This window comes from Bacillus solimangrovi (assembly GCF_001742425.1).
Lineage (GTDB): Bacteria > Bacillota > Bacilli > Bacillales > Bacillaceae_N > Bacillus_AV > Bacillus_AV solimangrovi.
Genome location: NZ_MJEH01000036.1, coordinates 1 through 23135, shown reverse-complemented (window position 1 = coordinate 23135; position 23135 = coordinate 1). Strand labels below are relative to the sequence as shown.

At 32.4% G+C, this 23135-nt stretch carries 26 protein-coding genes and 3 pseudogenes; 11 read left to right on the top strand and 18 right to left on the bottom strand.

Annotated elements, in window-relative coordinates; translation table 11 throughout:
- Window positions 1-237 precede the first annotated feature (237 nt).
- From BFG57_RS12960 to BFG57_RS12950, 3 genes and pseudogenes are all read left to right on the top strand, one after another.
- Complete coding sequence (locus BFG57_RS12960; RefSeq protein WP_245676762.1) at window positions 238-786, top strand: hypothetical protein; 549 nt, start codon at window positions 238-240, stop codon at window positions 784-786.
- Window positions 787-1591: 805 nt separating this feature from the next.
- Window positions 1592-2136: pseudogene (locus tag BFG57_RS12955) on the top strand (UbiA family prenyltransferase); the annotation flags it as partial.
- 100 nt (window positions 2137-2236) lie between these two features.
- Window positions 2237-2854: a LysE/ArgO family amino acid transporter gene (locus BFG57_RS12950; protein ID WP_069717919.1), complete on the top strand. Its 618-nt coding sequence runs from the start codon at window positions 2237-2239 to the stop codon at window positions 2852-2854.
- 111 nt (window positions 2855-2965) lie between these two features.
- Here BFG57_RS12950 and BFG57_RS19320 read toward each other — a convergent pair.
- From BFG57_RS19320 to BFG57_RS12935, 3 genes and pseudogenes are all read right to left on the bottom strand, one after another.
- Window positions 2966-3535 (bottom strand): annotated as a pseudogene (locus tag BFG57_RS19320) (transposase); the annotation flags it as partial.
- Between the two features lie 26 nt (window positions 3536-3561).
- Window positions 3562-4473: a sigma factor regulator N-terminal domain-containing protein gene (locus BFG57_RS12940; RefSeq protein WP_069717917.1), complete on the bottom strand. Its 912-nt coding sequence runs from the start codon at window positions 4471-4473 to the stop codon at window positions 3562-3564.
- Window positions 4466-4963: an RNA polymerase sigma factor gene (locus BFG57_RS12935; RefSeq protein ID WP_069717916.1), complete on the bottom strand. Its 498-nt coding sequence runs from the start codon at window positions 4961-4963 to the stop codon at window positions 4466-4468. The genes BFG57_RS12940 and BFG57_RS12935 overlap by 8 nt, the downstream gene beginning before the upstream one ends.
- Window positions 4964-5558: 595 nt before the next feature.
- Between BFG57_RS12935 and BFG57_RS12930 the strand changes: the two genes are divergently transcribed.
- Complete coding sequence (locus BFG57_RS12930) at window positions 5559-5813, top strand: hypothetical protein (RefSeq protein WP_069717915.1); 255 nt, start codon at window positions 5559-5561, stop codon at window positions 5811-5813.
- A 104-nt stretch (window positions 5814-5917) separates the two neighbouring features.
- Here the strand turns inward: BFG57_RS12930 and BFG57_RS12925 are convergent, their stop codons facing one another.
- Complete coding sequence (locus BFG57_RS12925) at window positions 5918-6841, bottom strand: GNAT family N-acetyltransferase (RefSeq protein ID WP_245676761.1); 924 nt, start codon at window positions 6839-6841, stop codon at window positions 5918-5920.
- A 140-nt stretch (window positions 6842-6981) separates the two neighbouring features.
- Complete coding sequence (locus BFG57_RS12920; protein ID WP_069717913.1) at window positions 6982-7311, bottom strand: hypothetical protein; 330 nt, start codon at window positions 7309-7311, stop codon at window positions 6982-6984.
- Between the two features lie 364 nt (window positions 7312-7675).
- Here BFG57_RS12920 and BFG57_RS12915 point away from each other — a divergent pair, with 364 nt between their 5' ends.
- Together BFG57_RS12915 and BFG57_RS12910 are read left to right on the top strand one after the other, a co-directional pair.
- Window positions 7676-8584, top strand: coding sequence for an SDR family oxidoreductase (locus BFG57_RS12915; protein ID WP_069717912.1), 909 nt, complete (start codon window positions 7676-7678; stop codon window positions 8582-8584).
- The gene (locus BFG57_RS12910; RefSeq protein WP_069717911.1) at window positions 8571-9122 is read left to right on the top strand and encodes a TetR/AcrR family transcriptional regulator; all 552 of its coding nucleotides are present in this window, start codon (window positions 8571-8573) and stop codon (window positions 9120-9122) included. The genes BFG57_RS12915 and BFG57_RS12910 overlap by 14 nt, the downstream gene beginning before the upstream one ends.
- A 253-nt stretch (window positions 9123-9375) precedes the next feature.
- On the opposite strand, the gene BFG57_RS19450 is transcribed toward BFG57_RS12910, so the two are convergent.
- The 4 genes and pseudogenes from BFG57_RS19450 to BFG57_RS19310 form a co-directional block, all read right to left on the bottom strand.
- Window positions 9376-9804 carry an ATP-binding cassette domain-containing protein gene (locus tag BFG57_RS19450; RefSeq protein WP_069717910.1) on the bottom strand — a complete coding sequence of 143 codons (429 nt, stop codon included), beginning with the start codon at window positions 9802-9804 and terminating at the stop codon, window positions 9376-9378.
- The gene (locus tag BFG57_RS19315) at window positions 9761-11155 is read right to left on the bottom strand and encodes an ATP-binding cassette domain-containing protein (protein ID WP_069717909.1); all 1395 of its coding nucleotides are present in this window, start codon (window positions 11153-11155) and stop codon (window positions 9761-9763) included. The genes BFG57_RS19450 and BFG57_RS19315 overlap by 44 nt, the downstream gene beginning before the upstream one ends.
- Before the next feature lie 141 nt (window positions 11156-11296).
- A pseudogene (locus BFG57_RS19445) lies at window positions 11297-11515 on the bottom strand (recombinase family protein); the annotation flags it as partial.
- Between the two features lie 68 nt (window positions 11516-11583).
- Window positions 11584-11799 carry a recombinase family protein gene (locus BFG57_RS19310; protein ID WP_069717908.1) on the bottom strand — a complete coding sequence of 72 codons (216 nt, stop codon included), beginning with the start codon at window positions 11797-11799 and terminating at the stop codon, window positions 11584-11586.
- Window positions 11800-12252: 453 nt separating this feature from the next.
- Between BFG57_RS19310 and BFG57_RS19665 the strand changes: the two genes are divergently transcribed.
- Window positions 12253-12507, top strand: a complete 255-nt coding sequence (locus BFG57_RS19665; protein WP_425388518.1) for a S24 family peptidase — start codon at window positions 12253-12255, stop codon at window positions 12505-12507.
- Window positions 12508-12644: 137 nt separating this feature from the next.
- On the opposite strand, the gene BFG57_RS12890 is transcribed toward BFG57_RS19665, so the two are convergent.
- Entirely contained in the window at window positions 12645-13193 is a 549-nt protein-coding gene (locus BFG57_RS12890; protein ID WP_069717907.1) for a helix-turn-helix domain-containing protein, read from the bottom strand.
- 307 nt (window positions 13194-13500) lie between these two features.
- Here BFG57_RS12890 and BFG57_RS12885 point away from each other — a divergent pair, with 307 nt between their 5' ends.
- The 3 genes from BFG57_RS12885 (at window position 13501) to BFG57_RS12875 (ending at window position 16251) form a co-directional block, all read left to right on the top strand.
- Window positions 13501-14256: a GTP cyclohydrolase II gene (locus BFG57_RS12885; RefSeq protein ID WP_069717906.1), complete on the top strand. Its 756-nt coding sequence runs from the start codon at window positions 13501-13503 to the stop codon at window positions 14254-14256.
- Complete coding sequence (gene ribD, locus BFG57_RS12880; RefSeq protein WP_139125139.1) at window positions 14249-15346, top strand: bifunctional diaminohydroxyphosphoribosylaminopyrimidine deaminase/5-amino-6-(5-phosphoribosylamino)uracil reductase RibD; 1098 nt, start codon at window positions 14249-14251, stop codon at window positions 15344-15346. The genes BFG57_RS12885 and ribD overlap by 8 nt, the downstream gene beginning before the upstream one ends.
- A gap of 134 nt (window positions 15347-15480) precedes the next feature.
- The gene (locus BFG57_RS12875) at window positions 15481-16251 is read left to right on the top strand and encodes a DODA-type extradiol aromatic ring-opening family dioxygenase (protein ID WP_342670314.1); all 771 of its coding nucleotides are present in this window, start codon (window positions 15481-15483) and stop codon (window positions 16249-16251) included.
- 378 nt (window positions 16252-16629) lie between these two features.
- Here the strand turns inward: BFG57_RS12875 and BFG57_RS12870 are convergent, their stop codons facing one another.
- The 5 genes from BFG57_RS12870 to BFG57_RS19305 all read right to left on the bottom strand — a co-directional run bounded on the left by BFG57_RS12870 (window position 16630) and on the right by BFG57_RS19305 (window position 20603).
- Window positions 16630-17037, bottom strand: a complete 408-nt coding sequence (locus BFG57_RS12870) for an ABC transporter transmembrane domain-containing protein (protein ID WP_069717905.1) — start codon at window positions 17035-17037, stop codon at window positions 16630-16632.
- Between the two features lie 286 nt (window positions 17038-17323).
- Window positions 17324-17866, bottom strand: coding sequence for a GNAT family N-acetyltransferase (locus BFG57_RS12865; protein WP_083249249.1), 543 nt, complete (start codon window positions 17864-17866; stop codon window positions 17324-17326).
- Window positions 17867-18106: 240 nt separating this feature from the next.
- Entirely contained in the window at window positions 18107-19075 is a 969-nt protein-coding gene (locus tag BFG57_RS12860) for a copper amine oxidase N-terminal domain-containing protein (protein ID WP_069717904.1), read from the bottom strand.
- 73 nt (window positions 19076-19148) lie between these two features.
- Window positions 19149-20102 carry a copper amine oxidase N-terminal domain-containing protein gene (locus BFG57_RS12855; RefSeq protein WP_069717903.1) on the bottom strand — a complete coding sequence of 318 codons (954 nt, stop codon included), beginning with the start codon at window positions 20100-20102 and terminating at the stop codon, window positions 19149-19151.
- Window positions 20103-20345: 243 nt separating this feature from the next.
- The gene (locus BFG57_RS19305; RefSeq protein ID WP_245676760.1) at window positions 20346-20603 is read right to left on the bottom strand and encodes a DUF5412 family protein; all 258 of its coding nucleotides are present in this window, start codon (window positions 20601-20603) and stop codon (window positions 20346-20348) included.
- Window positions 20604-20607: 4 nt separating this feature from the next.
- Between BFG57_RS19305 and BFG57_RS19300 the strand changes: the two genes are divergently transcribed.
- Window positions 20608-20754 carry a hypothetical protein gene (locus BFG57_RS19300; protein ID WP_245676759.1) on the top strand — a complete coding sequence of 49 codons (147 nt, stop codon included), beginning with the start codon at window positions 20608-20610 and terminating at the stop codon, window positions 20752-20754.
- Window positions 20755-21257: 503 nt separating this feature from the next.
- On the opposite strand, the gene BFG57_RS19005 is transcribed toward BFG57_RS19300, so the two are convergent.
- The 3 genes from BFG57_RS19005 to BFG57_RS12840 form a co-directional block, all read right to left on the bottom strand.
- Window positions 21258-21401 carry a hypothetical protein gene (locus tag BFG57_RS19005; protein WP_175428348.1) on the bottom strand — a complete coding sequence of 48 codons (144 nt, stop codon included), beginning with the start codon at window positions 21399-21401 and terminating at the stop codon, window positions 21258-21260.
- Window positions 21402-21748: 347 nt separating this feature from the next.
- Window positions 21749-22234 (bottom strand): HIT family protein, encoded by a 486-nt coding sequence (locus BFG57_RS12845; protein WP_069717901.1) that lies wholly within the window; start codon window positions 22232-22234, stop codon window positions 21749-21751.
- A gap of 256 nt (window positions 22235-22490) precedes the next feature.
- Entirely contained in the window at window positions 22491-22688 is a 198-nt protein-coding gene (locus BFG57_RS12840) for a cold-shock protein (protein ID WP_069717900.1), read from the bottom strand.
- Window positions 22689-23135: the final 447 nt, after the last annotated feature.

The following is a 23135-nucleotide window of genomic DNA, read 5'->3' as shown; positions in this document are numbered from 1 at the left end:
TACCACCTTTGACATAAATTACGTCAATTATATACAGTGACATATTTTATGTCAAATTACTTTTAAGAACTATTTAATTTAGAGGCTATGAACTAAGTCACATATAAAATTTTACGGGTTAACAGACTTCCCTCCACTTTTTCACTTGTTGTTCGACTTAATTTGAAAGTGAACATGAAGACAGAAAACAATCATTTTGCATAAGTGATAAGATATGATTTAAAGAGGAGGGGTTCTGTGAGGTTAAATAGATTACTTATGTTTTTTCTTTTACTATCACTCTTAATAGGTTGTTCAAAAGAACGAACATTTGAGGAGTTTTTTCATAAAGAAATGGAAGCAAAACAAGAGGGATATGATAAAGATGTTCTCAATTCCTATTCACTTGTTCATCATGAACAAAATGTAGTTCAAAAAGAAGATGCTATTGCTATTAGGAGAGAAAATAATATTCAGGGAGAACAAATATTTATTACGTATTTTAAGAAAGAGAATGGAACTTGGTACTGGGAACAAACTAGAGGAGCAGAATGGGACACACCGCATAAGTGGTCAGCTATGAACGAGCTACCACATATCTATTCAGGAGCGATAAGTGACAATAATATTACTGAAATATATGCTGGGGAAGAACAAGCAAAGATCATTGATGTTGAAGGAAACAAAAGGTATTGGTATGCTGTTAGTCCGTTTAAAGACGTTGAAGTTAAGTATGTAAGAAAAGACGGTACAGAAGAAATAATAGAATCAATAGATTATGAAATGTTAGAAGAGTTGGCGAAATGACAGGAATGATCAAACTTAAATGGAAGCTTTAGCTTAATATACAGAACGCTTGGTTTTTATTATCCAAGCTTTTTTTGTTAGTTAATTAGGCTGTTAATCATGGTTCTATTCGTATTGCGAATCTGTATGATTATTGAGTGTTTATTAATGTTTTGTTTACACTATCATTGTAACTAATCCTCATATATTTCCATGTGAAAGTTTGTTAGCGTTGTAGATGAGAAACAACAGAAAACAATTGATAGAGTAGAAACATGACAAACTAGGAGTTCACCTAAAACTAGCTGAAGATTGCAAAATAGAAGTGCAGAGCTTTGCGAAGAAAAATGCAGAGTACTGCGCTTATTTTATAAAATGTCAACTGACGTTAAGGCCACTACTTCAAAACATAATTAAATCAACGAAGTAAACAGTGGGTGAAAGTCTTGGTCATCCCGTTGTGCTAGCAAGCGTCAGTCATTATCTCAATGGTTCAATTTCTCCATCGGCGGGGATGAAGAAAACCTTCACTGATGAAAGTTTCATTTTATGTTGTCTGCTTCAATTATGTCTCAAAACTTATCTATTATTTTGTTAATATGTTCATCTTCTTAATGAAGAATTGAGGCTAGACGGTCGATTCTTATTTGTTTGACGCGTTCCTTTTCATACCGTTCTATTGACAACTATTAATATATAACATTTATATACAATATAGTATATTACAACCAATTTGTGATTATATAACTATTTATTATTAACACAAATAGTTTAGATTGTTGTACGAAAGCTGTTGATGATCTATTCATAAGGGAAGAGTGGAATAATGAGAAGGGAAGAAAGTCATACAAAACAGAAAAAGACTTTTTCAAAAATATTGTCCCAAACTATTAAAACAGGGATTATTAAGTCAAACTTAATTACGATGTTTGCTGGATTAACATTGGCATTATATACATATCAAATCAGCCCTTTTGAGAAATTAATAGAAATAATTCTTACTTTGATAGGTTCTATTTTAGTAATGGGTGCAGCTGGAGCTTTTAATAACTTATATGACCGAGATATAGATGCAATTATGCAGAGAACCAAAAATAGACCAACTGTAACAGGAGAAATAAAGCCTAAAACAGTGTTTTGGCTTGGCATACTCATGTCGATCCTCGGTTTAGTTGCTCTTGCATTAACAACCCATCTAGCAGCATTTCTAGGATTTCTAGGTTTATTTTTTATATTGTCCCATATACAATGTGGTCCAAGAGAAGAACTATTTATAACACAGAGATCGGAAGTATTTCTGGTGCTATGCCACCTCTTAGAGGATGGGCTGCTATTTATCCTGACATCACACATCCAGAATTTAAGGGAATAAATGGTGATCAAAGTGATAGTTATCATGATGTGGGTGTAAAAAGAATTTTTCAACTGGATTTCCGAAAATAAGTTAAGAATTTAAAGGAGGGGTGACATTATGTTGGCAGCACTACTTCATGGAATCATATTAGCTTTTGGATTAATTCTACCCCTTGGTGCACAGAGTGTATTTGTCTTTAATCAAGGAGCTTCTCAACCAAAATTTAGAGGGGCGATTCCAGTTATAATTACAGCTTCTCTTTGTGATACTTTACTAATTTTATTAGCCGTGTTAGGAGTTTCTGTTATAGTATTATCTGTTCCTATTTTGCAAACAGTAATCTTTTCGGTAGGACTTATATTTTTACTTTACATGGGGTGGTCGGTTTGGAATAGTGACCCTGCAAATCTAAGTCAAAAAGAAGTTGCATTGTCTCCTAAGAAGCAAATTATATTTGCTATGTCAGTATCTCTTCTCAATCCCCATGCAATTCTTGATACAATTGGTGTGATCGGAACGAGTTCACTTAACTATGTAGGTCCAGAAAAAGTGATATTTACTTTCGCATGCATAGTTATTTCTTGGATTTGGTTTTTGGGTCTTGCGATAGCTGGAAAAATAGTAGGTAATTTTGATACAGAAGGTAAACTATTAACATTACTAAATAAAGTATCAGCAATAATTATATGGGGAGTAGCTTTATACATAGCTATTGAGTTATATAATATGTTCTAAGATCTTTAATTACGAAGATCTTTTTTAAAAAAAATATACGAATCAATTTCATAATACGTCGTTTTAGTCGAGGTTGAAAATCCAGAATTTCATTTTTGATGTTTTTTAAGTTTATACAGCCATTGAATTTTGTAGCACCTTACTACGGTTCATACGGTCAATTGCTAGTTTAGTCCCATTATAAACAAGCGTGACCAAGTCGAAATGTACCTTTGCAATTTTTCCACTTCAATGACGTACATTGTTTAGTTGAAAATATTCTTTGAGATAAGCATTCACGTTGTGTAGTTGTTGATAAATAGCCTTGAAATCATATCCAGCATCTAATAATCCATAACGAATCGGTAAATGAAACGTCTTATGTATCCCTTTTAATAATGGATTAGCTCCTTTTCGATCACTTAAACTTGCCGATGACATCAACGTTTGAAGGATATATGCTGGCTCTGTGTACCAACTGCTATGTGTGCTTTATAACCGAACCAAGCTACGTTTTTCAGTTTGCTATTTTTCTTGATACCCTAGGTTAGGGTAAGTGGAACTCCTGAACGAAGTTCCACTAATGAAGCATTTAACTGATGAACAACTTTTTTTATGCTATGTCCGTCCTGATTCTTGATCAGCTTGTTCTTTTAACCATTGTTCACACTCTTTCTTGGATTTACGACCCCGTTTTTTAGGTATAGTAAGCTGTGGTCTCTTGTATATTATTTCTCTGGTTTAATATAAGGCACGATTTGTGCAGTAGCTCCAACAGATGCGCCACGAATAAAATCTTGATTTTCTAATGGTTTAAAATTTTGGGTTTGACCAGTCAGCATCACGCCTAACAACTTCACCTCATCAAAATCCTTATTTTCATTTGACTGTAAGAACTCCTGAATTGCATCGTTATAACCATTTTTATCATATTTTTCTAATGCATTAATGAAGTAATTGTATGCATCTTTCGGTGAATTTGCTGGATCAAATCCATAGACGGGCATACCTACAGGCCCTTTACTTTCATCTACAATCCGTGATGTCATATATAACCATACAATGTTTAAATTATCAGGAATTTTAGCTTGTATTTCTTGGAATGTATACGGCTGATCGAAAGAAATGGCTACTTCCGCAACGTAATTTTCCATTTGTGTAATTTCCACTAGCTCATTTTGTACACCATCATAGTATTCTTTAATAGAAGGATGATAAAATGTCGCACTTTTATTTTTTGTTTGTTTATCATACTCATAGAACTCCGTATCAGACCAATAAAAACCTGGTATTAATTCGTTAAAATCAATATTTGATCCTAGCCAATCATATGAACTTGTCAGTGTACTCCATTGAACGACATAGCCATTAATATTTTTAGAACGATTTGTTACAATGTTACCACCAAACATCGACGAATTGCTCGTTACTTGAGAATCAATTTGAATATTAGGCTCAGCAATATCGTTATGTAGAAACAAGGCTTCATGAAGACTTGTCGAACTTTTTGCAGCAAAGTGATTTCCGGTTTTATAAAATATTGGTAATAACATAAGTACAACGATAATGGAAGTGATGATAATCTTTAATAACTGTTTTCGTTTTGCTTTTTTTAAAGCACCTTTTAACGAACTATCCATTCGTATTTCCCCCTATTTTTGCATGAATAGATTTCCTTGCACGATATAGCTTTTGCTTTACACTGCTGACACTAATGTCCAAAATAACTGCAATTTCTTCATATGAAAAATCATAGTAGTACTTTAAAAAGAAAATTTCTTTGTATTCTTTTTTGACCTCTTTTAACAAATAGAAAATCTCATCCTTATTTAAAATGGCTTCAAATTCTTGGTCTGTCTTGTGCAATTTTGAATAAATCTCTTCGGTTAAGTGGATATTCTGCTGCTCTTTTTTTCTTTTTAAGTCAATGTGTTCATTGAGTGCGACTCTATAAAACCATGGACGTAGATTGCTTTCTGATAGACCATCTAAAAGTGTGTACATTTTGTAATAAGTGTTTTGAATGATATCTTCCGCATCCTCTTTTTTCGCTCCTTTAGTAAGTAACAAAATGAACACTTCCTCTCCTAAATTGATAAGATAGGAGGTTAGTATATTTTCTTTTTTCATCATTTATCCTCCCTATACTTATACAACGTTTAACTAATAGGAAATGTATACACTTAGATGGAATTTTTTCGAAGTGATTGTATTATAAATGAAAATTTAGATGAACGAGACTGTGTAAGCAAAAGTAAAAGGGATGATACATGGCTGGTATGTATCATCCCTCTTACTTTTTTTATTGTTTTCGTAATAAGTTGTTATTCGAATATAGCTATATTCGATATGTAAAAGAAATTATAACGTTAGATAACCAAGTTATTTTTTTTCTAATTAGAGCAGGTATTAATGTTGTTCATTAAGAAAATCTTTATCACTAATGTTTTGAATGTTCTCATTATATATACGATCTACTAACATGTAAAGCATCATTTTTGTACGAAATTATATATATATTTATCATGGTTTTTACTATGCTGAAGCTTTTCTGATTTTATATAAACATTCATAGGAGATTGCGATTGGATAAAGTTATAGAATTTACATATAATTTATCCAAATCATGGAATGATAAAAAGCATCATCATTTTGTTGTGAAAGAAGGGAAGGTTAATTGAATGTGATTTCGTGATTAACTGAATGAATAAAGGGGATTAGCAAAATGAAAAAATATTATATTGAATTGCCGTACGTTGCGGTTTTAAAAGTTGAAGTTAACGCAGAAACAGAAGAAGAAGCACTTGAGAAATTAGTTGAGGCAGATAAAGAAGAAATTTTCAGAGGGAAAATTGATGATATTTTATATATTGGTGAAGATTGGAATTACCATGAACAAGTAACACAAAGAAACGTCTCAAATTCAAATCAATATGATATGTTTGTAGAAGAAATCGAAAGGGAAGATGAGGATAAGTAAGTTTGATGGAATATATAATCATTTAACTTGCTTTACAGAGAACGTTCTATATAAGGGATAAAAAAACAGCCAATCGAATGAAGATGGCTGTGCTCTGTAAAGTATTATTTATTTTTTACTGCTTGGTAATATGTTTCAAGCAGCTTTTCTACTGGAATATTGTCGATTGTCATTCCTGTTATATCACTATCTTTAATTTGTAGGTTTCTAAGGTTACTGTTACGAATCATAGTCCCTTGTAGGTCACACCTTTCAAAAGAGAGTGGTTCTTTGTTATCTCCGAGGTTAGTATCTATAAATTGAACTCCTCCTAAAGTAACTAACCTCATCTTGCTATAAGAAAGGTTTAAATCAGCATAAAATGAATGTCTGAAATTAATGTTTTGGAACTTTGTTTGGCTAAGGTTACAGTTACTAAAACGAGTATTCATTAGGGAACTGTTACTAAAGGAACTTTTTTCTAAATTTATTCGGTAATAATCAGCTTTTTCCATATTGCAATTGTCATATTGAGATTTCGAAATATCTTTATTTTCGACTAAGTTCTCTACAGGTAATGATTTCTCTATTTTCTTAATGTAATAATATTCATCATCTGTTTGAAAAGTAATTTTATAACCCATTTTTTCATAAAAATGATGGTTATTCACTTGTTTACTAGATGTCTCAAGATCCCAAGTTGTTACAGATGGGAAATTCTCTTCAATTAATGGGATTACTGTTGAACCGATTTTTTTCCCTTGATAATCTGGGTCAACAAAAATACGGTCAATTCTCCCAAACGACTTACCCGTAATGGTCACTACAATACCACCAACAATATCCTTGTTATACATTATGTTGTAGTAATCTAATTCTTCGATCATATATTTCGTCATTTCAACTGAAGAATAACCAGGAGGTTGAATATTATAATCGACAGTATCGTGATTTGAAAGCCACCTGCTTGCTTCTGTATCAAATGTGTTTTTCATTATTTTTGTTAGCTGCTCAGCATCTGATATGGCAGCTTTTTGAATAGTAATCATCATTTAAGTCTCCTCAGTAAGTTAAAAAATTATCACGTTTCAAGTAAACAACTATTGAAAATATTAACATATATGATTATGTCTGTAAAAGTGTTTGCTGTAGGTGGCTAATTATTTCATAGATTCGATAAGCCATCCTGTTAGTCATTTCTATTTTCAAAGATAATAACCTTAAATTGTTTTATAATTTCGATTGATTTCATTTCTTCAGACCTTAAGATTTTATAAATAATTTCTTTCATGTTAGCTTCTGCTTTTGGTTCAATTTGCTGATCCGTTAATTCTAATCCGATGATCCAAGGTTCTCGATGTGAGATCGATATACTATTTAGCTGAAAATGATTTTCCTCCATTTTCTTGTGAATTGTGAATAACAGTTCTTGTTCTTGATCAAAATCATATTTGTCTATTGTTGAGGTATCAAAACGTGTACCATATAGCGTGACTAGAAAAGTATAAATGACAAACATTTTAAAGGTTGTTGAATTTTTTATGATGTATCATTCCTTTATCAATGTGATATATTGGTGATTTTATGAAATTGTCAAATTAACTATGATAAAAGTTAATGGAAATAAGAGGGATGTAAGTGGAAGTTTGCAAGAGTTGAAGAGTAGGATAGCTTCAGCATTGATGATTAGAGTGAACGTTTTAATTTAACTACTTATTTATTAAAATCATTAAGTAAATATGATTGCATTATCATATATACATGTGTCTCTTTAAAAATTATATTCCTTTAAATCAATTAATAAAATAATAAATTCCATCTTCTAAAAACCGACCATTTAGTCTAAAATAGAAATATACAGTTTTTCATTGGGGGGGGTTCAGATGAAAACGATTTTAGTAGCTGGTGCAACTGGTTATTTGGGACGTTATGTGGTGGACGAATTAAAAGAGTGTGGTTATAAGGTGAAAGTTTTAGTAAGGAACGCTGAAAGTTTAAAACGTGAAGGTAAGTATTTTGAACCTGCTGTAATAAACAGGGTGGATGATATCATTGAAGGAGACATAACAAAACCTGAAACAATCAAAGGAATTTGCAACGATGTAGATTATGTATTTACATCTGTAGGCATCACCAAACAAAATGATGGTCTGACCTATATGGATGTTGATTTTCAAGGGAATTTAAATTTACTGAGAGAGGCTGAAATAAGTAAAGTTAAAAAATTTATGTACATTCATGTATTAGGAGATCATTTGAATGTGCCTGTACTGCAAGCAAAAAGGAAATTTGTTCAAGAGCTTAAACAAAGTGCCGTCAATCATATCATCATTAAACCAACAGGATATTACTCCGACTTAACAGAATACTTAGAAATGGCTTTAAAGGGAAGGGTGTTTATGATTGGGGATGGTAATCACAAAATGAACCCAATTCATGGAAAAGACCTAGCAGAATTTTGCGTGCAGGCTTTTGAAAACAACAGCGCAGAGCTTGAGGTTGGTGGACCAGAGGTATACAGCTATAAAATGATCGCTTCATTGGCTATTAAGTCTGCTAATAAAACTGATAAAGTTGTGACTCTGCCTATTTGGATGGTTAAACTAGCCATACGAGCACTAAAAATATTCAACAAGCGGTACTATGAAATGACATTGTTCTTTTTCAGTGTAATAACTAATGATGTTATTGCACCTCGTTACGGAAGAATAGACCTTGAAACATACTATAAAAATTATTTAGAGAATAAGGAAGATAAATTAAACGATGAGGAAAGCGATGGAAAAATCTAAAAAGAAAAAGGAACATATATTACAATCAACAATTGAGCTTATTATGGAAATTGGCTTAGAAAAAATCAGTATCAACAAGGTTGTTGATAAAGCTAAAGTAAGTAAAGGCGGATTTTATTATTATTTTTCCAACATTGATGAGTTGATCCGAGAAGCATTTATTTATTCTATTAATAATAGCTTAGAAGGGATGAAAGTTGAACAAGGAGTACCTTTAGAGAAAAATCTTAAGCAATTTATTAGAAAGTTAATTAAATCTATTAAAAATAATTCAGGAAACTTGTCAATGATGTTCTTGTTCATTAGCAAATGTTTTCATGATCCAAAATATAAACATGAATTTATTAAAATGAATAAAAGGATTATTGAAGAAAATGTTGCTTCTAAGGAATTAACCGAACATTATGCCATTGACCACAAATTATTAAAAATAGTTGATATGCTGAGCATTGGCATTATTGTACACGGTTTAATGGACGAAAACGAAGAAGAGCTTATTCAAATATGCGATGAAATTGTCGATAAAATAATTCTCTAAAGTGAATAGCATCGTTATAGATCATTTGTTTAAGGGTTCAGTAGTGTTGATTCCAATTTTATCACGTTTCAACTGACGCTAAGACTGCCACTTCAAAACTTAGGAAAATCACCGAAGTTTAAGTGGGAAAGGGTCTTGGTCAGATCCTTGTGGTATAAGTGTCAGTAATTACCTGATTGGTTCAACTAACGATCAGTGGAGGATGAAGGAATAGCTCCACTGATGGAAGTTTCACTTTATTATGCAACTAGATTTATTGAAGAGTGTTAATTTCTGTTCTTTGGTTATCGATTGATTTTCGATAATAGCTATTATTGTTGTATAAATCATGATGAGTTCCAGCTCCTGTGATGACGCTATTTTCTAGAACAAATATATTGTCCGCATCTTTTACAGTTGAAAGCCTATGCGCAATCATGAATATACCAATATTGTCTCTAATTAATGATTTGAACGTATCTTGTAAGAGTCGCTCAGATTTACTATCTAAATTCGCAGTAACTTCATCTAATAAAATAAATTTCGACTCACGTAACAAAGCTCTTGCAATCGCAATCCGTTGCTTTTGCCCACCAGATAGGGAATTTCCAAATTCCCCAACATGTGTATCATAACCATTCGGGAAACTCATAATAAAATCATGAGCATTTGCTTTTTTTGTTGCTTCTATTAATTCTTTCATCAGATATGTTTCGCTGCAGTCCATAGGTTAAGTTATCTTTGATTGTACCGTACAATAATGGGAAATCTTGTGGAACAAAGCTAAACATTTTTCTCCAGTTGCTAATATTGATAGTTCGATAAGATTGATGATTTAACGTCATATCTCCATTCTCAGGATGATAGAAGCGTTCAAGTAGATTGAAAATCGTTGATTTCCCTGAGCCACTAGGACCAACTAACGCAATCATTTTCCCAGTCTCTAATGAAAAGGAAATGTCGTCTAATATTTTTTTGTGTTCATCATAAGAGAAAGACACATTTCTAAAATCTAATCTACATACATCATGATCATAATGTTTGAACGAATCCTTTTTTAATGATTTATTCATTTCTAGTTCATCTTTTTCATTTAACACTTCCATTACCCTTTTGATAGAGCCTCGTGCTTCTTGGTAATTTGTGACAAACATATTCATAGCGAAGAAGGGTGATACTACTTGAATTAAATAAATAATAAATGCTGCTAGCTCACCGATCGTAATGATGCCACTACTAACTCTCCATGCACCAATTCCAACAATGACAATCAAAATAATAAATGAAAGTAAACCGTACCACAAATAGAGGAAAAAAAATCTGGAGATAAGGTGGTATATTGTCTTTTGAATCAGGATTTGAAGTGGATTTTTCCTCGAATAATCTGATTCAAGATTCAGGATGTGGATAAGTGTAAATGTCTTGGACAGATTTACTTCAGAAAAATCAAAATCTAGTTCTATTTTATCCACAATACGAGAACGACCATCGGATTGTTTGATTGTTATCTTATTTAGCAAAAGTTGAAAAAGCTGCTTTTTCTTTTCTCTTGTAGCCTGTTGAAATGTTTGAACATACTTTTCTAATAAATGCCGAACCACATCTGGTGGTATGATTTTCGTGTCTGATGAACTTAGTTGAACGCTAAGTTCATTTTTCTTTTGAGCTAAGTCATTTTTTGACTTAGCTAACTTCTGTAACCGTTCCTGTAATATGGAAACAGGGAAGAGGTTTTGTTCAAATGCTTCTATATATTTTTCTTGCAGGGCATTCGCTTCTTTAAGCTCTATTTCAATATTCTCTAACTGCTCTTTTAGTTTCACATTTTGGTGAATGGTGTCTTTATTAATATTTTCAATAGTATGATTAAAGCAAGCTGAGTCATTTAAGAATTCCGTTAAATGATTAATGACAGTATCTTCTGCATCGTATGCTTTAATTGAATTAGCTTTACAGGCAGAGTAGCCTTTGTTATGAAAATTACTACACACATAATAGCGATGTTTTCGTTTGCTTCCATCTTTTCGAGTGTAAGTAGTGATAGATGGAACCATACCTTGACCACAGTTTGGACATCTAAGAATACTACTTAACAAGAAAGGCTCGTTGGACTGACGCTGCTTAAATGATTTACTTTGTCTTAAGGCTTGTACAATATTCCAAAGCTCATCTGAGATAATGGCTTCATGTTTCCCTTTGACTATAATAGGGTTTGCATTTTTGCCACGTCTTCTCTTTTTATCCCAGTTTTCAACTTGTAACCATCGAATTTTACCGCTGTAGATAGGATTATCTAATATTGTAGCAATACTATTAGTGGAAAAGTGTCTTCCACGTTTAGTCCGATATCCTGCTTTGTTTAAGTGATTTGCTATAGCTTTAAGGCCTTTACCTTCTGCATATAAAGTAAAAATAAGTTGAACAATCTCTGCTTCTTTGGGATTTACAATAAGCTCTTTTTCTATAGAATCATATCCGAAAACTACTCCGCAATGGAGGCCATCAGTTGAACTACAAGTTTCCCAATTGGACTAGATGTATCGAAATTCTCCGAGTAAGAAATAAATTTTATTTCATATTCTTCGAACTTATCTAGAAGCGCAAGAGTATCCAACATGTTTCGAGAAAGACGTGATATTTTCCATACAAGTATAGCTTGAAATTTATCCTTATCAACGTCCGAGATAAGTCTTTGCATTGCAGATCCATTGATTCAATGATTTTCGAACTCACGGAACATTTGGGTTACTAATTCTATATTTGAAATTTCACTTCAACAACCTTCTCTATTATTTTTATATCTTCATAGGGTACTAGTTCTGGTTGTATTTGTGAGTTAGAGGGAATGAGCATGCAATTTTCAGCTATTCGTTTAATTCGTCTTAGTATGACTTCATATATTGAAGAATAATAGTCAATTAGATGAAATAACACAAAAGAAAATAGATGATCTCAGCACCCTTGCACCTTCTGAATTAGATAAGTTATTTAAAAAGAACGGATTATATAACAATACAACTCAAGGATTAGAAAAAGTTTAAGTTGCTGAAAGAACTAAGCCTTATGATATGCAACACACAAATCAAATACCAGTCATTACCTTGTTTAGTGGGAATGAACTCAATGATAAACTTAATCAAAGTGAGAATACATATCTGTAAACTCTGATCTATTAGGATATAAAGATGGATTTATGTTACATATCGAAAATAATGATATGTCTGGAGATCGAATTTTAGAAGGTGATTCCATCGTGGTCGTTATGCAAGATTTTGTTTCAGAAAATGATATAGCTTTATTATCTATAAATAATGGACCCTGCCATAACAAGCCCCTTAGGATCTCCTCCTGTTATTTCCGCTATGGCCTGCTGACTAAATATCCCATAGAAATTTTCGTAGTCTAATAATTGTATAGATAATTTATTTAAACTTAGTAAATAACGTTTTCTAATAAACTCTGTTTTGAAAATTTTTAAATGTAGTTTAACGAATAAACTTAAAGGAGCCTAAAAAAACAGGCTCCTTTTCATGTCTTCACTAATCAAAGAACATCTTCTAGTTCAACATCTGTATAAATTGCAATCAAAATTACCGCGGGTTCATTCCCTATATTTTCCACATAGTGCGGCACGCTCGCACTCCAACTAAAAGAATCTCCTTCTTCCAAAATAAAGGAATCTCCACCTTGCTCAGCAAGAACTTTTCCTTTTAATACGACATGGCATTCTTCTCCTTCATGAGAGTGTGACTGATCACCTGTTGAAGCTCCTGGTGGAAATTCAACGTGCATCATTCGAAGCCCGCCTTTTGATGTGAGATGTTCTATTTTAAGGTTTTCTTTTTGCATCGTAGTGTACTGACGTTCATTCTTTCTTACAACTCGCATTTTTTGCTCTTTCTCTAATAAAAGATATGGCAATGGAATGCCAAGGAAATTCGCAACGGTTTGCAAAGTATGTATAGAAGGAGAAGTGTTGTTGTTTTCCATATTGCTAATGAACCCTTTAGAAAGTCCTGTACCTTCACTCATTTGTACAATTGTAATTTGCTTTCTCTTTCTTATCTCCCGAATTGTAGATCCAATATCCATATAAAATCACCTCATTAGTTTCTTAATAAAAAACTTAGTTATATATTAGCAAAAAAACAATTGACAATTCAATATAAATATTGTTAATATACAAACAAGAAGTTTCTTTATATGAAATCTAATTTCTTATAAGTAAAATTAAAAACAGATACACTCTATTTTTTTGTTCAATAGTTTTCTAATATGAATATAAATTTAATAATGGAAATATTATTGGAGAAATGATAATAATAGCTATTATTTAGTTGCTTCAAGAATTAAGACGAAGAATTGTGTCTAAAAAAGAAGAAAAGAGAGGTAAGAACTTATGATTAAAACTGAATTTGATTTAAAAGTATTACCTGTGTTGAAGGAAAAAATCAAACTTATAAAAATGAGTAAAGGCGCAATTTATTTAGTCGGTCCTATACAACTACCTGTTAACCTTTACGGAGAGACATATAATTTTCAATGGTATTGTTGGTTAAAATGTGATGAAGTTACTGAAGACTACGAAAAAATTATACAAAAATTATCTTCTGCTAATTTAGCTGATTTACAGCAATCGAGTGTAATAACATATGGTGACTTTTCATTTGGAGATGATGCATTGATGAGATTACATTCTATTTGTCACACAGGAGATATATTTGGAAGTAAACGATGTGATTGTGGTTATCAGTTAAAACAGTCTATGAAAATGATTGTGGAGTACGGATCTGGCGCATTATTCTATTTAGCTAACCACGAAGGAAGAGGGATTGGATTATTTAGTAAGGCAATGGCATACGTCCTTCAAGAAAATGGATATGACACAGTCGATGCAAATGAAAGTTTGGGCTTTGTTGATGATTCAAGAGACTATGATGATGCCATACAAGTACTTAAAGCCCTTAGATCCAAACCTGTTAAACTCATGACAAATAACCCTAAAAAGCTAGAAGCATTGAAAAACTCCGGATTGAAGGTTTCAGATAGAAAGCCGATTTGGGGAGATATTTCTGAATTTAACCAAAACTACCTTCAGACAAAAATAAAACGTTCAGGTCATTTAGAGGAAGAGGGGTTGTATTCAATTGTATAACGATGAATTTTATATGGATTTGGCTTTGAAAAATGCATTAGGAATGAAAGGTCAAACAGACCCAAATCCCTTAGTGGGCTGTGTGATTGTAAATGACAATCGTATAGTAGGGATGGCTGCTCATTTAAAAGCAGGTGAACGACATGCAGAAATACATGCACTACGAATGGCTGGTAATAATGCAGCAGGAGGAACGATCTATGTAACATTAGAACCGTGCTCTCACTATGGAAAAACAGGACCCTGTGCAGCCGCTATTGTAGAAGCTGGAATTAAGAAGGTTATAATTGCAACACTTGACCCTAACCCTGTTGTATCCGGAAGTGGTGTGAAAATACTTCAAGACGCTGGAATAGAAGTAGTTATTGGGATTGGTGCTGAAAAATCACAACAAATGAATCAAGTGTTTAATAAGTTTATCGTGCAAAAAAAGCCCTATGTTACACTGAAATCCGGAATTTCCTTGGATGGAAAAATCGCTACGAATTCTATGGATAGCAAATGGATTACTTCTAAAGAAGCGAGAGAAGACGTCCATCAGCTCAGAAATGAAAATATGGCGATATTAGTTGGGGTGAACACCGTAATCAAAGACAATCCACAATTGACCACTCGAATGCCTAATGGTCGCAATCCGGTTCGAGTGATAATGGACTCTACGTTAAAAACTCCGATAGACTCAAAGTTAGTGACAGATCAACAGGCTGAAACTTGGATATTCACATGTGCTCATTATGATAAAGAAAAGAAGACAAAACTAGAAACTTTAGGAATAAAGATTTATCAGACGAGTGGAAAAAAGCAAGTAGATCCAAATGAAGTTGTGAAAATACTGGGTGAGAAAATGATCTCTTCTTTATTGATTGAGGGTGGAGGTGGGATTCATGCTTCTTTTCTAGAAAAGAAATTGCTTGATAAAGTCGTTCTCTATATTGCTCCTAAATTAATTGGAGGAAAAAATGCTCCGACTTTTTTAGAAGGGACTGGGATTGAGAAAATGAAAGATGCGGTCAATTTGACAGACGTAAGCATAGAAAACATAGGGAATGATTTTAAGGTTGTGGGTTATCCAGCTTACCTAAAAGAATAGTTCTAGGAAAAAGCAATGGACTTACTTTGAGAAGTATTTTTTTAAAACTTTGGTTTTCTTATGTGAATATAATATCTATATTAATAATAAATTAAAATCTCGATTCATCTATAAAAAAATGCAGGAGGCAAAACATGATGATGCCATCATTTTTTATCGCTCATGGAGCCCCAACTATAGTGTTGGAGAACAATGGATATACAAAATTTTTAAAGCAATTATCCACTGGTATCCCCAAACCAAAGGGAATTGTTATCGTTACTGCTCATTGGGAAAGTAGGATTCAACAAATTAGTAATGTTGAGAAATTTGAGACCATATATGATTTTTCTGGTTTCCCAGATGAATTATATAACATTGAATATCCTGCTCGTGGTGACAACCAACTGGCTCAAAATATTGGAATGTTATTTGATGATGAAAAGATAGCTTATGAAATGGATTCTAAGCGGGGTTTAGATCATGGTTCTTGGGCAATCTTAAAACTGGTTTATCCAGAAGCTAATATTCCCGTTGTTCAATTATCTGTTAATTCTGAATTACCTAATGAAAGGCAATATCAAATTGGCAGGATATTATCGAAACTTAGAGAGGAAGGAAATTTGATCATTTGTAGTGGTGGAACGACTCACAATCTCATGCAATTAGAATATGATTCACCACACATTCATGATTGGGCAATTCAATTTGAAAATTGGTTAAAAGAAAAAGTTGTGGGTTGGGATGTGGAAGCTTTGTTCCGATTTGAAAAAATAGCACCTAATGCTAAGAATGCTGTTCCTACAAGAGAACACTTTATACCCTTATTTATAGGGATGGGAACTGGAGATACAAAACAAAAAGCAAAATTATTACACCACAGTTTTCAACATGGAAATCTTAGTTTAAGTTGTTGGGAGTTTTAAGAATTTCTTATTGAAGAGGGATTCTAATGAAATGTTGATGTAATAAGTAGAAAGTGATTTGCTTTCTAAAAAAATAATAATTTTGAGGAGAGATTTAAGAAGAGTATCTATTTTGGGATAATCAGGATTTTATGAGGCAGATTGGACTAAGTGAATAAGGTTATTTAAAATGTTCATGTTACATGGACTCACGGTATAAACGTGCTAAAAAAACAGAAAGTATCCAAAATAATGAATCATAATTCATCATCATGATAAAGTAATTTGAAAAAGTAATAACCTCCTCGTTTTAGCAAGTCCACGAGGAGGTTATGGTTGTTCTTAACCAAAAATCCTGTGATGATATAAATAATAATAGGAGTAGGTTAACAAATAAACTTAAAGGAACCTAAAAGAATAGGTTATGTCTACAATGCCTGTCGTATCATTCGTTAATCTACTTACTATTTCTCCAGAACGTTTCTTTTGATAAAAACTCAAAGGTAAATCTAAAGCTTTTGCCCACAGTTTTTTTCGTATATTTAAAACAATTCTTTCTGCTACTCTAGATAATAAAAAACTAGATACAGCAGAAAGTATAGTGCTTACGACTAATAATATAATTCCTATTACAATCAAATCGTAATCAATATAGTCTTCTAGATTATCCATAATTTGCATAACCAATAACGATGTAATTAAACTTAATATGCTACTAATAACTGTAATTAGAAGAGGAATGATTAAAGCTTTTTTAGATACATTTGAAATTTTCCACATATGTAAGAATGAAGATGTTTTGTTCATGTTAAATGTTATTTTCTCCTAAATTTTCGCTCACTGATCAGAAACAAAAACTACATATTTTGTCTTTTTAATTCTACTATTAATTTTGGAAAAGTTATACAAGTGTTTTTAGTGATTTTCATATGAAATGGTGGGGGAGTTTTTATTTTCATCATCTAAAAAGCTAATAGAGGTACGATTACTTGGCAACGTTGTATTCAATCTATTAGATAATATAAAAAGGGAACTCTGTTATATTAGAGTTCCTCTTCATCTATTAAATCTCCCTTTAGTTGAGAAAGAGACATTATAATTCCATAATTAACTCTATCTCAGCGTAGGCATTCATGCTATGTTCTTTGTCACCATATATCCCATTTATCGAATTGAGCCCGAGTTTTGTCCAAAATCTAAGTGCAGGCCAATTCTTTATGGCTACATTTGCTCGAACTTCAGTATAGTGTTTTTCTTTCAATATACGTAACAAATCGTGAATCACTTCTTGCCCAAGTCCTTGCTTGTGATACTCCTTATCAATGTACAGATAATTTATATAGAAAGTTTCAGGTTTCGGATAGCCGTGATAGGTGGTTAGTATGCCAACAATTAGTCTAGATGCTTTCATTCGTATAACTTGAATTTTAAATTGTTCCTTTGTTCCATTAGGTGGTAAGTCACCAACAGTGAAACAGCGATAAACATACTCTTTATCTAAGTTACGTCCGTCCCATTTGTTTATATAATCGCCTTGTTCATATAATTTTTGAACGGTTTGAATTTCCTCTTCATTTAAGTCTTCGATAGTGAGTCTGTTCGTTCCCCAGCTCATTGGTATTATTTTTATTGACATTTATTAAGCCACCCCTATGTTCACTGACCATTTGAAAGAATCCCACGCATTTGTTAAATATTGAGAAAACTTAACCTGTATGAAACATCTGTTATTTGAAATATAAATGATAGTAGTAACAATCTTTTTATACGTGTCAGCTGATGCTAAGCTTCCCCCTTTAATGAAAGTCAACCAAAGCTATAAATGGGGGGGAGACTTGAGCATACCCTTGTTGTAGTAATCGTCAGTGTGAGAGTGTTAGTCTTCTATATAATCTGTTCTTACTTCACCTGGTAGAGTGAAGGACATAGTTCCTTCTGAATCGGTGATTTCCCCGCTAACAGTGCGTTTATAAGCAAGATTTGTATATGTTTTATTTTTATCTATCTTTCCATATTCCCAATGCATGCTATCTCCAAAAGAACCATTAGAATAATACAACATATCCTTATCAACTTTTGGATCAATTCCTTGAGCGTTCTTTATGTCCATCTCTAAAAAAGACTCAAGCTGACCGTAAGATACATCGTTAATATGAGCTTGCCAAGTACAAACGAGAAAGTCATCTTGAAGTTCTATCCATGAAATCGTATCACCAGAAATAGAATAATAACCTAGTGCTTCTCCTTCAGGGAAAATATAAGTGCGGTCATAGTTTTCATTTGGATACGATATGTCTAGTGGAGTATTTATATAGTGAACTGGTTGATCTAACTGAATCATCTCTGGTCTTGCTTTCTCTAGAGAACTACGATGTAGCATTTCTTTCTTCGCCTCACTTAGTGGAGAGTTAATAGTAATTTCTCCTTCAATCCAGCTCACTTCATAACCAAAGGTTTGTGCAATCAATCGTATAGGAACGTAAATGGTGCCATTTTTCAGCTTGGCAGGAGTTTCTAATGCTAGATCGCCATCATGATAAGCTGTTCCTTGTAATTGAGCCTGATGTGCATCAGGTTTTAAGGTTAAGCGTTCTCCCCATTTCTGAACAACTGCTGTAGATGTATTTTGCTCCCATTTTACTTGTGCATCTACTGCTTCACTTACTAAAAGTAGCGGGATAAGCGTTCGACCATTCTCAATAATAGTGGGAAGTTGATTGGTTACGATCTTTCCTTTTACTACGAGCTTAGTGTCATGGTTAGATTCAGCGTGACTGATTGACGGTAGAGAAATAAATAGGAAAGCAGTTAAAAGTATAAAAACAAGAGAAAATGATTTGTTCATCAATAATACCTTCCTTCATTTTATGAGTTTAATAAGATCATGATATAAGTCGTAAAACCTTAAGATAAGATCGTTATTCAACGAAGATCCTTTTTTTTCTCGGTTCTGATCGTTCTATTTCCCAAGGATTTTGAATGAGGTTACTATGCGACCCAGTAAAAGAAACTGTTGCTCTTTCAGTACCATGCTCGTACTCATAGTATACTAACATAGTCCCATCCCCATTATTTTTAAAACCCACAATTCCATGCATTGATAGAAAGTAAGGTTTTAGTAAAGGGTCTTCTATATTCATTTTTGTTATTTTTCCAGAGAAATCTTCAAAATTAAAAAGTATTCCTTTTTTTCCAAGTTCATATTGTCCTTGTACAACAGCTTTTCCATCTTTAATTTCAACGATAGTACCTGTATGACCATTATAGTAGATATATTTATTTGTCTCACCTGTGAGAAAGATATATTCGTGAAATGGGCTAACTGGATTATCTAGAGTCTTAAAATCTGGAGTTAGTGGTAAAGAAATTGCAGCTCTTCGTGCAGCTACTTTATCCTCTTGATTTAAAGAATCCATATTAAATGCGTAGTCATTTGATGTAATGAATACCATTCTACGAATACTTTCATATTGCACATGATAACCTAGTGACTCTGTTATAAATCGAACAGGCACAAATATACGACCATTTGTCATTTGAGCTGGAATATTCATTTTAATTTTATTGTTATTTTTGTAAGCCACTTGACTATTCGCTTTGATAATAAGTGTGTCTTCATCTGCATTTTGTATCGTGACGGTATTAGAAGAAGTATCCCAACCATAAGATAGACCTAATGTTGAAAGCGTACGGATAGGGATTAACAAGTGTTGATCTTTTAAATAAGGATAAACATCTGTCTGAATAAACTCACCATTTACATTAATCTCTACATTCGCTTCCGCTAGATTGTCAGAATGGTTAGCTGATGCAGTCGAATAACTAAAAAATAAGCAGAAAACAAATATAATTGATAGTACAAATTTCTTCAACGAAAATCCTCCTAGTAGTATATTCTTAAAAAAATGTGAGAGATACTTTTATGTTATAATAACATTTTTTCTCATAAACTATCAAAAAATGGCAATTGTTCGATTTATCGTCAATAATGTAGCTTGTTAAACAAAGACTTTTCTGAATGAGGTATAAAAAAACAGCCATTTCATTGAAGAATGGCTGTTTTTATTATGCTATTAATAAAGCTGGTTTTGCAGAGTAATGAAAGTTCAATTACTTCAATCTGAATACGTTTCCCCTTTTTTTAAGTCTAATATATGATTATTTATTGAAATGGTATGTTCATTAATCCACTCAACATCAGCTTTGTCCATATGATAATCATCATTAATTGTTTTTTTAAACCATAGTGGCCCATCTAATTTTCCTAATACTCCAAATGATGTGGTGGCTCCGCCGTTTGTAAGATAAAATTCAATTTTGTAATTACCATCAGGAGAGTGTGTAATTTGAAACAAATCTTCTACAAATATCAATCTTATGACTCCTAGAAAAAGGACGATTGAAAATAAAGATGAGAGAATGATTGTAAACCAACTTCTGAACTTTGCTCGTTTATTCGTTTTATCTTTTAAACCTAATTTTCCAAATATCAAAGAAGTTGCGGCAAGTGACCAAAGTATGTAGGCGGGGACTATTGACCAATTGAAAATAATCAAGTTCAACCAAATAAGTAAAGTTAAAAAACATAAATAAAAAGACCATCTATTAAATTTTCTAGCCATAATTCCTTCCTTTTTTCGTATTTTCATATTCATTAGAGGGTAATTGGAACACTGGTTACACTACTCTTAATAATGATGTTTTTGTGTGTTAAAGATTATGACTCGTGTCCACTTTGATTATTTAAATATTTTAATATGTTTTTCCAAAATAAAAATAATAATATGCTAATTTTATAAATAAAAAGGATAGCCCAAACGGAGTCAGGGATGTAGTCTAATAAGCTTGTATAGTAATTTCCAGAAAGTTCATCAATGTAGCGTGATATTTGAGCAAACATTATCACGAATAGATACATAAAAAATAAAAAACAAATTGATAAAAAGATGAAAATTCTATCTTTCAATTCACACTCACTCCTAAGAATAATAACTCAAATATTTAGATTTTAGTTATTATTAAGATAATTATCCTAAAGATGCTTCTATATCACCTAATTCTACCCCAAGAGTTCCACTATATGTTGTTTCCACTTCACGCGTTGCTTGAATAGAATCATATTCTCTTCTAGTTTTTTGTTTACCCTCATAAATAAGCTCCCAATCACCCAATTTTACGTCGTAATTCTCATTAACACTTTGAATTTCCTATGTTTACCAGTATGGAGATAATGATTCAATTTTATCCTCATTACTCATAGCAAATGATTTCCCCCTTTCTTCAAATAGAATTATAGATAATATATGGTATTGTGTTATAAAGTCGAATGATGAATGATTTTGTTGCTATTTGTTTGAAAGAATAGAGGATTCAGTTTTCTTCTAATAAATAAAAAATTTGTGAAAAAATAAATCAGAGACTATTGATTGCTTGTCCAAAGTCAAATACTAAAACGATGCATAATAAAAAATAGATGTAATTGAATTATTTTATATTTCAATTATATGGAATCTAAGTATTATTTATTTAGTTCCTTCGTTAATGCATTGATGGCTGCCATTACTTCTTTAAGATTTTCTTCATCGTTCATTTCATTTCTAGCGTGAAGTAATGTAGGTCTAACAGACTCAACTGAACGTCCAAATTCATACATCCATTCATATCTTGGTACCATCCAAGTATGAAAATGATGAGTGGTATCTTCGTTGTAGAAGTAATAAACATATTCAATACCTAAAATTTCTCTTTGGGCTTTTCTTATTTTAGTTAAAATATTTATGTAATCGAATTTCTCTGCTTCTGATAATTCATCGAAGCATTTAATATGCCTTTTTGAAGCTAATATTATTAACCCTTTAATTGGATAAGCGACATCTTGGTGAGCATGAAAGTATTCAGTTTCAATTACAACGCCCCCATCAGGTTCAAGCAAACCGCTTGTAATTGCACAACTCAAACATTCAACTTCCACGGTTTTACCATTTGACAATGTAATTTCCCTCATCTAAATTCTCCTCCCAATAAAAAGCTCAAATTAAATATTTTCGCTTAATGAAAAATAAGTTTCTATATTTTTTATTTCGTCAAAAAAGGTGATCTTCAGTTTTTTTGAAGCCACAACATAAATGAGAATAGCGAAAAAAATAATATAACTGTTAGAATAGTTTATTTCTAGCTGATATTGTGCGGGATTCAAGAAATATGTAATATAATTGGCATTAAAAAAGACTCCTAATGAATAGGAGTCTTTTCAAACAAGCTTACTTTTGAACGTTAGCAGCTTGTGGTCCGCGTTGACCTTCTTCGATTTCGAAAGAAACCGCTTGACCTTCTTCTAAAGTTTTGAAACCGTCGCCTTGGATAGCAGAGAAGTGTACGAATACGTCGTCTTGACCTTCAACTTCGATGAAACCGAAACCTTTTTCTGCGTTAAACCATTTAACTGTACCTTGTACCATAACAAAATTCCTCCTGTGTGGGGTTTGCCCACTTTGTATTACTATTCTTGCTCTACATATCCATTCAAGACGAAAATTACTTTTTCAAGCCTTTCAATCCATCATCATGCACCGAACAACAATAATTAATTACAATATATCATGGATAAAAGCAAAAAGCTACCCTTAATATAAAGAAAAATTTAAAAAAATAATTCTGAATTTTATTAGAAGCGAATGTGAGCAACACTGTGTCCGCTTTAGCTTTGAAGCAATTCGTTACTGTCCCAAGTTTATTTTATTCTAAGTGCATTTTCCTTTAAGTGTAACTATTTGCTAAATGCTTACGAATCTTTGTTAAGAAAATATTCCGATTAAAAATGTGAAAGTTTTTTGTACACAGTTTAGCCCAAATTACTGAGCAAATTAGAACATAGGGAATTTAACCTATGGTACACTAATACTATT